At 52.7% G+C, this 13101-nt stretch carries 13 protein-coding genes; 6 read left to right on the top strand and 7 right to left on the bottom strand.

All coding sequences use genetic code 11. The features are described from left to right. Positions 1–12: 12 nt before the first annotated feature. The 3 genes from hemB to KO508_RS04505 all read right to left on the bottom strand — a co-directional run bounded on the left by hemB (position 13) and on the right by KO508_RS04505 (position 2561). Positions 13–1029 carry a porphobilinogen synthase gene (hemB, locus tag KO508_RS04515; protein WP_216007104.1) on the bottom strand — a complete coding sequence of 339 codons (1017 nt, stop codon included), beginning with the start codon at positions 1027–1029 and terminating at the stop codon, positions 13–15. A gap of 114 nt (positions 1030–1143) precedes the next feature. After that, positions 1144–2172 carry a lipase secretion chaperone gene (locus KO508_RS04510; RefSeq protein WP_216007103.1) on the bottom strand — a complete coding sequence of 343 codons (1029 nt, stop codon included), beginning with the start codon at positions 2170–2172 and terminating at the stop codon, positions 1144–1146. A gap of 158 nt (positions 2173–2330) precedes the next feature. After that, positions 2331–2561: a hypothetical protein gene (locus KO508_RS04505; RefSeq protein ID WP_216007102.1), complete on the bottom strand. Its 231-nt coding sequence runs from the start codon at positions 2559–2561 to the stop codon at positions 2331–2333. Positions 2562–2831: 270 nt separating this feature from the next. Between KO508_RS04505 and KO508_RS04500 the strand changes: the two genes are divergently transcribed. The 3 genes from KO508_RS04500 to KO508_RS04490 all read left to right on the top strand — a co-directional run bounded on the left by KO508_RS04500 (position 2832) and on the right by KO508_RS04490 (position 5719). Further along, positions 2832–3464, top strand: a complete 633-nt coding sequence (locus KO508_RS04500; protein WP_216007101.1) for a TetR/AcrR family transcriptional regulator — start codon at positions 2832–2834, stop codon at positions 3462–3464. A gap of 2 nt (positions 3465–3466) precedes the next feature. Beyond that, positions 3467–5167 (top strand): acyl-CoA dehydrogenase family protein, encoded by a 1701-nt coding sequence (locus KO508_RS04495; RefSeq protein WP_216007100.1) that lies wholly within the window; start codon positions 3467–3469, stop codon positions 5165–5167. Between the two features lie 204 nt (positions 5168–5371). Further along, complete coding sequence (locus KO508_RS04490; protein ID WP_216007099.1) at positions 5372–5719, top strand: DUF503 domain-containing protein; 348 nt, start codon at positions 5372–5374, stop codon at positions 5717–5719. Positions 5720–5760: 41 nt separating this feature from the next. Here the strand turns inward: KO508_RS04490 and KO508_RS04485 are convergent, their stop codons facing one another. Together KO508_RS04485 and KO508_RS04480 are read right to left on the bottom strand one after the other, a co-directional pair. After that, positions 5761–6324 carry a hypothetical protein gene (locus KO508_RS04485; RefSeq protein ID WP_216007098.1) on the bottom strand — a complete coding sequence of 188 codons (564 nt, stop codon included), beginning with the start codon at positions 6322–6324 and terminating at the stop codon, positions 5761–5763. Next, positions 6324–7241, bottom strand: coding sequence for a hypothetical protein (locus tag KO508_RS04480; RefSeq protein ID WP_216007097.1), 918 nt, complete (start codon positions 7239–7241; stop codon positions 6324–6326). Before KO508_RS04480 ends, KO508_RS04485 begins: the two co-directional genes overlap by 1 nt. Before the next feature lie 332 nt (positions 7242–7573). Between KO508_RS04480 and panP the strand changes: the two genes are divergently transcribed. Beyond that, entirely contained in the window at positions 7574–9250 is a 1677-nt protein-coding gene (gene panP, locus KO508_RS04475) for a pyridoxal-dependent aspartate 1-decarboxylase PanP (protein WP_216007096.1), read from the top strand. Positions 9251–9334: 84 nt separating this feature from the next. On the opposite strand, the gene KO508_RS04470 is transcribed toward panP, so the two are convergent. Together KO508_RS04470 and KO508_RS04465 are read right to left on the bottom strand one after the other, a co-directional pair. Next, the gene (locus KO508_RS04470; protein WP_216007095.1) at positions 9335–9601 is read right to left on the bottom strand and encodes a hypothetical protein; all 267 of its coding nucleotides are present in this window, start codon (positions 9599–9601) and stop codon (positions 9335–9337) included. Positions 9602–9698: 97 nt separating this feature from the next. Next, positions 9699–11258, bottom strand: coding sequence for an inorganic phosphate transporter (locus KO508_RS04465; RefSeq protein ID WP_216007094.1), 1560 nt, complete (start codon positions 11256–11258; stop codon positions 9699–9701). Between the two features lie 195 nt (positions 11259–11453). Between KO508_RS04465 and KO508_RS04460 the strand changes: the two genes are divergently transcribed. Next, positions 11454–12557: a GGDEF domain-containing protein gene (locus KO508_RS04460; protein WP_216007093.1), complete on the top strand. Its 1104-nt coding sequence runs from the start codon at positions 11454–11456 to the stop codon at positions 12555–12557. A gap of 75 nt (positions 12558–12632) precedes the next feature. Continuing rightward, positions 12633–13085, top strand: coding sequence for a flavodoxin (locus KO508_RS04455; RefSeq protein ID WP_216007092.1), 453 nt, complete (start codon positions 12633–12635; stop codon positions 13083–13085). Positions 13086–13101 lie beyond the last annotated feature (16 nt).

The raw sequence follows: 13101 nt of genomic DNA, 5'->3' as shown, positions 1-13101 counted from the left end.
CCAGCAGCGATTCTAGCGTCTCTGATCCCGCATCAGGCGGGCCGCTCGCACAGCGAAGTAAGTCAGGATTCCGTCCGCGCCGGCACGGCGCATAGACATCAAACTTTCCATAACCACGGCATCACCATCAAGCCAGCCGTTCTGCTCCGCAGCCATATGCATGGCGTATTCGCCACTGACTTGATATACGAAGGTTGGCACCTGTAGTTCGGTTTTCACCCGGTGCACTATGTCTAGATACGGCATGCCGGGTTTGATCATCACCATGTCTGCCCCTTCAGCAAGGTCCATCATCACTTCATGAATTGCTTCGTTGCTGTTGGCCGGATCCATTTGGTAGGTCGACTTGTTGCTTTTACCGAGGTTTGCGGCAGAGCCGACTGCGTCCCGGAATGGGCCGTAATAAGCAGATGCATACTTCGCTGAATAAGCCAAAATGCGAGTATTCACATGCCCTGCAGATTCCAGAGCTTCGCGGATGGCGGCAACACGGCCATCCATCATATCGGAAGGAGCAACAACATCCGCACCGGCATCGGCATGGGACAGCGCTTGATTGACCAGCGCTTCAACGGTGACATCGTTCAGTACGTAGCCGTCATTATCGATGATGCCATCCTGACCATGGGTGGTGAAGGGATCCAGCGCTACGTCTGTGATAACACCCAATTCGGGATACGCTTTTTTTAGCGCTCGTACAGCGCGCTGTGCAAGACCATCCGAGTCCCAGGCACCTGAGCCAGACAAATTCTTTTTGTCCGCCGCGACCACCGGGAATAAGGCTATTGCTGGAATGCCGAGCTCTACCAGTTCCGCCGCTTGTTCAACCAACAGATCAATGCTGAGGCGATCGACACCCGGCATGGATGACACTTGCTCGCGTTGCCCTTCACCTTCAAGCACAAAAACCGGATAGATCAGGTTATCTGGTGTGAGCTGGTTTTCCCTCGCCAGCCGGCGAGAAAAATCACTGGCGCGATTGCGACGCAAACGGGTACCGGGAAAGGTGCGGGGTGTTGATAAAGGCACGGAAAACCTCCTGAGTGGCACGACAACGAGTTGAACCGAAAATCCGGGTGCCCGAAAGGCACCGTTTGCACCATCATACACCTCAAGGGGCTTTGGTTGCAGGCTACTGAAAAGCTACTGAATAGAATCCAACGCCTTGGCGCGAATGCGCTCAGTCTCGCTGAAATACTTCTCGCGCAGTTGGTTCAAACTCTCTTCGCGCTCTGGCTCCGCCAGACCCGAGGCCTTCAAGGCATCCCGCTCTTTGGCATAAGACTGCCACCGTTTGTTCCAATCCTTTTGCTCGGCATCCAGATTCTCCAATCTTTGGGCAGCTTCTTCGCCGAATTCTTGGCGCCGCCAGGCGCGCAGTGCCTCTGGATCGTTGGCCATGGCCTCCCGCACCTGCTCATAACGGGCAAACTTACGAGTCTGCTGCCGGGCCCGCCGCACAGGCTCAGGTAACGCCATTTCAGCCTCTGCAAGAGCTTCTTCACGCTGCTCGTCGGTTAGGCTGCTGTCCCTGCTGAGGCTTCGCTTTTTTAGCTGGAAGCGGTCTATCGCTTCTTCGTCTGCGAAGAATGCCTCTGCTGTATCTGCATCCAACCACGTCCTACGTAAAGCCTGAATTTCCAACATTCGCCGCTCCATTTCCCCCGGGCCAGAGGTCCCGGCTTCTCCGTAAGCGGCTTCCAAATCTGATAGCGCTAGCTTGTAGTCCAGATAACGGCCAAGGGTATCAAGGGCCTGCCCTCTTGCAGGCTCATCCAATGCCGAAAGAACAAGCCGGATTCTCGCCACGAGCTGCGACAGGGACTCCTCGCCCAAAGCCGACAGGTAATATTCGAACAGCTGTCGCAACTCGCTTGTAGGGATAAGGTTGCCAAAACGATCCGTTATGGCCCAGCCACCCGGTTCCGAGGTGCCTGCCAGAGACGCTGGCAAACCCGAAACGTCTACCTCGGAGACCTCGGAGACCAGTTTAGAAGGGGGTAGCTGGCGGGCTTCGGAAAAGTCGGCGTCCTTGGCTTTTACATCGGCTGACTTGTCGTCGTGGTGAGCAGATGCAGGCCGGTTTTGAGCACCATCAGCAAGCAACCAGAGTGCAATCACAACTGCTATGATCACAGGAACGATAAAGGAGTGTCTGGAAGCAGGTTTCATGATAATGGATGGGTCCGGCCGTGGGTGGCTTGACTAAAACCCCATAGCGAGGGATTTAGACACTTTGCACGAGCAATGTTAAAGGGAAATAAGGCTTTTGACCGAGACAGACCGCAAAAACAGGCCAAGGTGAATACCCCGGCCTGCAAAGGCGATGCTCAAAGAGCGCGGTTGTTAAAGCCGGTATCCACCTTACGAGGAGAGCTAACGCGAAAAGATGTCTCAACTTCCTGAATGGTACCGCCTTGGCTCAGGAAAGCGTCAATATCTTGCTGCAGTTGCTCGCGCACCCGTGCCCTGCCTGCGATCGAATGGGTGTCGTCGACGTCACTACTCGCATTCGCCCAGTTCCCGGATTGTTCAAAATTGCTTTCGTCGAACTCACTCATGGCTCTCTCCATCAACGAAAACAGTGTTACAAGCGAGGTATACCCATAAGAGATACCAAGCTCCGTCTCGACCAGCCGCTACTGCGGCAACGTCTTGGCGTCTTTATAATCTGCTTTTCGTGACAGCGCTATTATCTGACAATAACTTTTTCGTGAATATTTGTAACGCTGACTAACTCCATGAATTTAAAAGATTAAATAAAATCCGAGAATAAGCATTTGCATCAAGGTAAAGAATGAATCAATATTCACTAATTGCAGAGGCCCGAAATGGCTTATCGTGAAACTGAAAAGATGCGACTGCGCAAAGCCGCCGCGCGTCAGCGTATCGCTGAATGCACCTATCAATGCGTTGCGGAGGGAGGTTTTCGCAATGCAAAGATTACGCGCATTGCTCAGCTTGCAGGTGTCGCTACAGGGTCGATTTATCGCCATTTCGAGTCAAAGGAAGACTTGTTTGCCGAAATATTCCGCATCGCCACGCAGCGCGAAATAGACAAAGTTGTGGAATCGCTGGCAACACCGGGTAGCGCAATAGAGCGACTGGAAAAAGCCTTGCAACAATTTGCCGAGCGCGCATTGAAAGGCCCTGTTATGGCCTGGTCGCTTATTGCCGAACCTGTAGACCCGAAAGTTGAAGAAGAGCGGCTAGCGTATCGAAAGGCCTATGCCGACTTATTTGAACAAGCGATTCGAGAAGGCATCAAAGAAGGGTGCATTCCGGATCAAAACGCCCGCCAGAGCAGTACATGTCTGGTTGGTGCTATTGCAGAGAGTTTGGTGGGCCCCTTGTCGCCAACCCAGAACGAACAGGCAACTACAACAGCAACTGACAACAACGACCCGCTGGCCAACACTATCATCCGCTTTTGCATACAGGGGTTGACCGGCACTAGGAGATAGCTATGAACACCCCGCAACCCAAACACCAAATAGCTTCAGGAGGTCATGGCGACCGTTACTTGGCGGTCACCCACGAAGTAGTCAATCAGCCGCCAGCGCTGGAAAACTACAACCTGTACGACGAAGATATGGCTCTTCAAGAAGCGGTAAAACGAGAGGGTGCCGGGGATGCTCAAAGCGATCTAAAGACTTATGGCGCACTTGCCGGCAATGCGGAAACTATCGACCTAGGCTTTCGAGCCAATAGTAACAAACCGGTGTTCAACACCCACGACCGGTTTGGCCACCGTATCGACGAAGTAGACTTTCACCCTTCGTACCACGAACTGATGAGCATCGCCTTTGAAAACGGCCTGCACAGTAGCCCGTGGACAAACCCGGGCAAAGGCGCGCATGTAACTCGCGCTGCAAAGTATTACATGCACTCGCAAGTGGAAGCCGCGCACTGCTGCCCGGTTACCATGACGTTTGCTGCAATTCCTTCTATCCGTAAGCAACCAGAGCTGGCGGCCCTATGGGAATCCCGTGTACTCGCTAACAGCTATGACGCCCGCAACGTTCCAGACACAGAAAAGAGCTCTGTAACCATCGGTATGGCGATGACAGAAAAGCAAGGCGGCAGCGACGTACGCGCCAACAGCACTCTGGCTTACCCAATAGGAAGCAAAGGACCGGGTCAGGCCTATGAATTAGTCGGTCACAAGTGGTTTGTTTCCGCCCCCATGTGCGATGCCTTTCTGGTACTGGCTCAGGCGCCCGGCGGTTTGTCCTGCTTCCTGATGCCGCGCTGGCGCCCGGACGGCACCAAAAACCCATGGCAGATACAGCGCCTGAAAAACAAAATGGGCAACGTTGCCAACGCTTCCAGCGAAGTAGAGCTGCGCGGCGCGCTGGCTTGGATGATTGGTGAAGAAGGCCGAGGCGTACCCACCATTATAGAAATGGTCGCCATGACCCGCTTCGACTGTATGATCGGCAGCTCTGCTGGTATGCGTCAAGCCGTCGCTCAGGCAACGCATCACTGCCGCCACCGGAGCGCCTTCGGCAACCGTTTAAGCGACCAACCGCTAATGCAAAATGTGCTTGCAGACTTGGCTCTGGAAAACGAAGCCGCCCTCACCTACACCCTGCGAATCGCCCGCGCTCTGGACAACCAAGATCAGGAACACGAACGCTTGTTGGCCCGCTTGGCCACCCCCGTCGGCAAATACTGGATTTGCAAGCGCACACCGAACCATGCCTACGAATCCATGGAGTGCATCGGTGGCAGCGGCGTAATGGAAGACTGCATCATGCCCCGCCTGTTCCGCGAATCCCCGGTAAACGCCATCTGGGAAGGCAGCGGCAACGTCCAGTGCCTGGATACCCTACGCGCCATCCAAAAAGAACCGGAAACCCTCGACGCCTTCTTCCACGAAACCGCCGAAGCCAAAGGCGCGGATCGCCGCTTTGACCAGTTCCTAGCGCAGTTGCAAAACGACTTCGCCGACATCAGCGACTTCCAATACCGCGCTCGCAATTTGGTAGACAGAATGGCCTTAGCCATGCAGGCATCCTTGCTGCTTCGCAACGGCGACAAAGCCGTAGCAGACGCCTTCTGCGCCTCCCGACTGGAGTCCAACGGCGGTATGAACTACGGCAACCTACCTTCCGGCACCGATGCCGCGGCTATTATCAAGAGGGCTACGCCTGTAGTAGGCTGAACAAAACCTACTAGCAGCTTAGGGGAGCAGCTTCTGAAACTATGTGGACTCCCCTTGAATTGTCCGAGAACCGGCGAGGGTGGACTGCCCAAAACTGTGCGGAGCCAAGGATGGCGGAGCCCAAGCGTCAACAGGGATGTGCCGCAAGGAGCGTGTTTTGGGCAGTCTGCCCTCGCCGGTTCCTGCACCCAAACCGGAAGAGCCATGTCTGAAGCACTCAGAAAACTACTCAAAGAAGGCAATGCACCTCAACAACATGCCGCGATAACACCCCACGTAGGCGTGCTCACCCTACACTTCCAACTCTACGGTTGCGAAGACCTCAAAGCCAAGCGCAAAGTCTTCACCCCACTGCGCGCCGTATGGGGCAAAGAACCCGACTTAGCCATAGCAGAAACCGCCGACCTAGAAGCCCTAGATTGTGCAACTTGGAGCATTGCGGCACTTGGCACATCCTCGCAACTGATCACCCAACGTCTAGACCAAATAGAGAAAGCCATTCAGGAAAAAATCGATGCGGCGATACTCGATGTCCACCGGGAAATAATTTAACCGCACCCAAACCTAGCCAAAACCCTCGCGGCTGCTGGCTCTTAGTGTCGGCTTTCCTCAATAACGCTATTGATATACGAAACGCGCTTGCCGGAACCAAACATCTTCAGAACTCTTCTATCGTCACACAACGATATCGAATCAACCCACACCGCTGTGAACCATTTGCTGGTCATTCTGAATGGTTGCGAACACTCCAAGTATCCCTGACTCTCGAAGTGCTCAGCCCACAGTTTATTCGCGACATAAGAGCCAAAAAACATCCCCAAAACGCCGACAATAAGCACCACCGCCACTATTTTGTTCAGTTTGTCAGACACTGCTATTGCGAAAGCTTTACCTCGAATCGCAACAACGATTCCAAACGTACCAAACATAGCAAGCCCCAAATAAGCGATCGGGGCAAGATACATAACTGTAATCCCTGTATTTTCCAGAAGGATAGGTACTCCCGCCTGAACAGCCTCATCATAGTCTCTATGATTGACCAAAAGAGCCCAGACAGACAAAGCTGTCAGGCCAACACCCATACCTAGTACAAGCACCCCGCCCCAAAATGCAATGGGGCGATTGATGGGTGGCAATGAATCAATAGTCGCACCCATCAAAAACCACCAAAACGACGAATAAAATCGAGGTTACCTCGCGTACTACCGAAATAATAATTGGCTTCTCTCCTGACCAGCTCAACACTTCTTTTATTTTCTTTCATAGCCGTAGCCCATGACTCTTTATGTTGAACCAGCGCATCGACAAGTTTCTCTGTTAACACCGACTTGTCATCCACCAAGTTAAGGAGCATGCCTGCAGCAATGGCTACAGCTATCCCTGCCACAACCGGAATAACCGCTACCACCGATGCCCCCATAGAGACAGCGATAGCAGGCAGGACCCCTGAAGCAAAATAAGCAGCGCCTGCAGCAATAAAGCCTTTCGCAATGTCTGTCGCTATGTGGGCCAGCATTGCCTCCATCGTTTTCAGCTCATCGGTAAAAAGCCACTCTAGAGTTCGCACGGCCGGACTGAGGATCAATGTTAGTACTGCACCAGATTTTAACGCCGCCTTCGCTGCTACCTGCCCTATCCCCATTTTGATAACTTTCGGATTTCTCACACCATAAACTGGTGCAGTTAGATACCTTCGTAAGCCAGCATATCCAGAAAGCACAATGAAGCTTTTACCCTCACGTAAAATAACACGATAAGTCGCAAACAAAGTCCCCGAGCGATGCATGTCGGCGCCAAGTTTAGCTAATACAATAGAAGAAGAAACAGTACCTGTGTGGTCACGAATGGTGCCCAAGGCAAAACCCGTAATCTGCTCGTAGAGAGACTCTACTTCAGAATCTGATCGACCACCTGCTTTCTGGGCATTAACCCAGACATCTGTAAGCTCACTCGCACTCAATACGTAAACATCGATTCGATTAGCTGCAAGTTGCTCATTCAGGCTTGCGCGCAAGTGGCGTTCTTCCGCCAATTCACGGGCACGATTTATATGATTAGTTGGATTTGGACACATATACACTCCTTGTATTGATAACTCCGCGTTCATCCTAGAACTCTAGCGCGCAAACTTTAAACCAACTTTTTTGGAAATGCCAACGGGCTGACAGCTATCTATGTCCCACTCGCGAGAAATCGACGCTGCAATACTCGACATTCACCGCGAAGTCCTCTAAAAAAGCTCTATGGCACAACATCAAAGCAGCCCGTATACTACGCCACCTCAGGGATGCCAGCGTGCCTGTAACCAACAGGCGACAAGTAACCAATGCCGGAACAAATCCCGGCTGTATCCGTCGGGTATCCGGAACCGACCCTGCGGATGACCACTGATTGTGTGTGGTATCTATGACCGGTAAGAAAAAAACGGCTCAGGCTTCCATCGAGGCCATGTATCGCGTGTTCACTGTGCCAGAAGCACCGGAATCTACGCTTAGCCGTATTGACCAGAATATTTCCAGCAACCTTGCAGGCTTTCTGCAGGAGCACATCGTTGCCGTCGAACGGGATCTCGCAGATGTCGAGAAAAACTTCTCGGACTACGCTATCCCTGAAAAACCCGTGTTCGTTTCGGAACAAGCCCAGTTCCTGCTCGACAAGCTGGTTGCCAACTCCGTTCACACAGCATCTCCAGCCTTTATAGGCCACATGACCTCAGCGCTGCCTTACTTTATGTTGCCGCTGTCGAAGATCATGATTGCCCTCAACCAGAATCTGGTAAAAACCGAAACCTCCAAAGCGTTTACCCCCATGGAGCGTCAGGTTCTTGGCATGATTCATCGGCTGGTGTACGAAGAGGATGGCGCCTTTTACCGGAAATGGATGCACGACGCTCGCTACGCTCTTGGCGCCATGTGTTCTGGCGGAACCGTTGCAAATTTGACCGCACTCTGGGTAGCTCGCAATCGGGCATTTCCGGCTGAAGGCAGTTTCCGGGGGTTGCATCAGGAAGGCTTGTTTCGCGCGCTCAAGTATTACGGCTACGAAGGCGCTGCCATCGTCGTATCGCGCCGCGGCCACTACTCTCTAGGTAAGGCGGCGGATGTACTAGGCCTGGGCCGCGAATCTTTGGTTGCGGTGGACACCGACGACACCAACCGGATTCAAACCGATGCGTTGCGCGACAAGTGTCTGGAGTTGCAGAAACAAAAAATCAAGATACTGGCGATCTGCGGGGTTGCAGGTACTACCGAAACCGGTAACGTTGACCCGCTGGACGCCATGGCAGATACCGCTCGGGAATTCGGCGCCCACTTCCACGTGGATGCAGCCTGGGGCGGGCCTACACTGTTCTCCAGAACCTACCGGCACTTGTTGCGTGGTATAGAGAAGGCAGACTCCGTTACCTTCGATGCCCATAAACAGTTATATGTGCCCATGGGCGCTGGGCTGGTCGTGTTCAAAGACCCTAGCTTGGCCAATGCCGTTGAGCATCACGCCCAATACATCATCCGCAAAGGCTCACGGGATCTCGGTACCACTACCTTGGAAGGCTCACGCCCCGGTATGTCTATGCTGATTCATTCCGGCCTGAAAATTCTGGCCAGAGAAGGTTACGAGATACTGATTGATCAGGGTATCGAAAAGGCAGCGACATTCGCTGATATGATTTCAGCCCAGCCGGATTTTGAACTGGTCACCCGGCCGGAACTTAACATTCTTACTTACCGCTATTGCCCGGAAAACGTGCAGCAAGCCTTGGCTCTGGCAGACCCCCTGCAGGCGGAAAAACTTAACGCCTGCCTGAACAGAATCACTAAATTTATCCAGAAAACCCAACGGGAGCGCGGCAAGGCTTTTGTTTCAAGAACCCGTTTGGAGCCTGCCCGTTACTACAACTTCCCGTGCATTGTTTTCCGGGTGGTTCTTGCAAATCCCCTGACCACGCCAAAAATATTGGCGGACATTCTGGAAGAGCAAAGAGAGCTTTCAGGGGAGGAAGGCATTCAGGACGAAATCGGAATACTGCACCAGATGGCGGATGCGGTGCTTAATCAGCACGGGCAGGGCCTAAATCACGCCTGAAGAAGACAAACTCAAAAGATTCGGTGCGCGGGACGGCGCGGTTTCAGAAACCGCGCCGTCCCGCTCGCTCCACCGAGGCCTGACTCAGTACAAAGCCTCTTCGTCATCCAGCACTTCGTCAATAATGTCCAAAAACATCCGATCCGCCTCACTCCACTTCTCCGGAATACGGATGGTGGTGTTAGCGCTGATTTCCCGCGCAATCAGCTCGTCGGAATCTGGCTCAGATCGATACTTTCGGGCAATGTCGATGGATTTAACCGCAATGGTCGGATCGCTCAGTACCTTCTTGATGAAAACGCGCAGCTCATCAATCACCCTAGCCTGACGGCTTTCAATTGGCGTACTCATAACTCACCCTCCGGGCAAATAAGTTCTTAGGGAGCATGCAGCTCCTTCGGTAGACGTACAGTATGACCAAACCCGCGCGTTACAACCAGCCAGCACCTTATACAAAAAGTCCGCGCAAGGTGAAAAACAATAGAGCCGCCATAATTGCCGAGGCGGGCACCGTGATAATCCAGGCTGCCGCGATGCGCACGAGGTGCGATCGTTTGACCATTTCTTCTTTATAGATTTTTTTGAGGCGCTTGCGATCCGACTTGGTCAGAGGCACGTGTTTCTTTTTCTTGGCGCGCTTCAATAGCTTTTCCATTTCCTCAACGGAGGCGTTGCGGAAATCATCTAAGAAAGGTTTGAGTAATTCTCGATCATCTTCATCACGCTCTTCCATGATCTTATGCAGCTGGGTCGCATAGTTGGATTTCAGGTATTCGCGCAGAAAGCCAACTCCGAACACGCCACCAATAGCGATGTGAGTAGAGCTAACAGGCAAGCCTAGTTGCGACGCAAGAATCACAGTCAATGCTGCCGACAGAGCAATACAAAACGCGCGGGTTTTATCCAGTTCGGTAATTTCACTACCGACGGTTTTGATTAAGCGAGGCCCAAACAACATAAGGCCAACGGTCAAGCCCAGAGCGCCAATCATCATCACCCACACGGGGATACTAGATGCAGTCACGATCGCTCCGTTGGATAGCGCATCGTTAATTGCCGCCAGCGGACCAATGGCGTTGGCTACATCGTTTGCGCCATGGGCAAAGCTCAACAGAGCAGCTGCGAATATCAGCGGCCAAGTAAACAGTGTGTTCACACCACCCGCACTGTTTTCCATAGTGGCCGCTCGACGGGACACCAAAGTGCGAACAACGAAAAAAGCTATAACAGCGGCGGCAAGACCAACGAGTGAGGCTTCAAGAAAGTCCACCTTGATGATCTTCTTTACACCCTTGATCATCAGGTAGGTACCGAAGGCCCAGGCCATGATCGCTACAAGCCAGGGCACAAACGTGCGAGCTGCGGGTATCACGTTTTTACGATACAAAACCGTTTTGTTGATTATGTACAGCAGTAGGGCGGCCAAAGCGCCGCCTAGAACCGGCGAAATAACCCAACTGCCAGCAATCTTGGCCATGACACCCCAGTCAGCAATGCCCCAGCCCCCCGCAGCAATACCCGCCCCGAGCACACCGCCCACAATTGAGTGGGTAGTGGATACCGGCGCGCCCATCCAAGTAGCAAGATTTAACCAAAGCGCACCAGCCAGCAGTGCTGCAGTCATCAGCCAAACGAAGGCTCGGCCATCTTCCAAGCTTGTGGGGTCGATGATTCCCCCTTTGATGGTGGAGACAACATCGCCTCCAGCAATCAGCGCTCCCGCCGACTCAAATATGCCTGCGAGAATAACCGCAGCACCCAAAGACAGGGCTCCAGAACCAACGGCGGGGCCAACATTGTTAGCAACATCATTAGCACCTATATTAATAGCCATATAGCCGCCAATAACCGCTGCAGCCATTAGCAGCGTGCTGTTGGGCATACCTTCGCTGAAGGCGCCAACAACGAGCCAAACGCCCAACAGGAATAGCAGGCTGAAGCCAATCCGGTATCGCTCGGTAGAGTCGCTGGTGAGAAGGGTATCCAGAAATCCGCTTGAACGGGCCATAACAGAAAAGGTCTCATTTGGTCGAAATGGAGAACGAACCGCTGTGCTGCGCGCAACTATAAATTTTTTGCCTTTAAATTGAAACAAATGTGCATCTGTACAACTTGGTCACACAATACACTCACAATAGATGCACACCTACCATTGTCTGATTCATAATGGGCGAAAACCAGTGAGCCACGGAATAGGGCCGTTATGATCAAAGATTCTTCCTTGGGTTACGAGGCTGCGCGTGAACGTGAAGAGGCTCAGGTTTCACGGGTGTTGACGTGGCTATCCCTAGCAGCGGCGCTGTGCCTTGCAAGTATTGGCGCCAAAGCTTGGCATTCAGACCATATCACCCACGCCCTGACCCTATGGGGCTTTATACTGCCCGTGCTGGCCAACATGGTCTGGTATGCCCGCACGGGCAATCGTGACGTGCAAAAAACCGGCCTTCTGGTTGTTGTCAGTGTGCTTTTCACTTATCTAATCGCCTCGGGCGGCGAGGGAAACACCGGCCCTCTCTGGTTCTATGTCTTCCCTCCTTTACTGTTTTTTCTAACCAACCTAAAAACCGGCACCATGATTCTTCTGCTGGTTTATCTGGTAGCCGTTATTGTATTCCAGTTCCCTAATCTGCCATTTGTGTTTGCGGAGTACGAAAACGACTTCATAATCCGTTTTTTCGTTACTCTGGCGTTTGAGTCAATTTTCTGTTTTGTACTGGAAGCAAGCAGGCTGAAAGCCCGCAACGAACTTCTGGATTTAGCCCTGACCCACGAGCATGCCGCCAAAACCGATGAACTCACCGGGCTCTCCAACCGACGCGACATCCTGAATCGTTTATCGGAGGAATTTTCTAGGCATAAGCGCGCAGGACATCACTTTTCAATCGTCCTGATTGATCTGGACCTGTTTAAGAACATCAATGACCAATACGGCCACAACGCGGGCGATGCGGCTCTAAAGCAATTTGCCAAACTGGTGCAATCCGTGATCCGCCAAACAGATGTAGCGGCTCGCTGGGGTGGCGAGGAATTCCTTCTGCTACTACCTGACACCTCGTTGATTCCCGCCCTCACTTTGGCTGAGCGCTTGCGTAGCAAAGTGGAGCAAGATCGCTTTAGCTATCACGGTCAGGAGCTACCGATCACTATGAGCGCGGGCGTTTGCTCCGTCGCTCAGGTGGACTCAATTGAAACTATGCTTAAGCAAGCAGATGCGCATTTATACAGTGCAAAAGAAGCAGGACGAAACAGGGTTATACCTAGAGTGCGCAGCCACACGGCAGATACCCAAAGCGAACCTAGCGTTTGAGGCCAGCTGACCCTGCCGTTATTATTTAGCGCCTCGAAAGCCCTGCACTGTGCTTGGTATTAAACAAGGATTGATATGAAAGACATACGTATTCTCGTGGGCAGCGTCTACGGCGGCGCTCTGATGACCGCTAGAGCCATCAAACAAACATTAGATACAGAAGGTTACTCGGTACAGGTTTTGGAGAACCCGGTGCTCAGCGATATAACGTCTGACACATCGCCTTTGCTGGTCTGCACATCCACCACGGGGCAGGGAGAGGTTCCAGGCAACCTGCTGCCTTTTTATGTAGCTTTACGTGAACAGCTGCCACAACAGCCAGGCCGCCCTTTTGGTATTATCGTTTTGGGTGACAGCTCCTATGGCGATACTTTTTGTGGCGCGGGCGAACTGATGGAAGAAGCACTGTATGAAACCGCCGCCCGCAAGGTTGGCGAAACCCTGTGCATTGATGCGCTAGAAACCCAAGAGCCGGAAAGCGAGGCTTTACCCTGGGTGCGTGAATGGGTAGCTGCTGTATTCGTATAAGAGCGACTTGAGTCGC

It is taken from the genome of Marinobacter salexigens (assembly GCF_018860765.1).
Taxonomy (GTDB): domain Bacteria; phylum Pseudomonadota; class Gammaproteobacteria; order Pseudomonadales; family Oleiphilaceae; genus Marinobacter; species Marinobacter salexigens_A.
The sequence above is the reverse complement of the archived record's forward strand: the minus strand, read 5'-3'. Positions and strand labels throughout refer to the sequence as shown.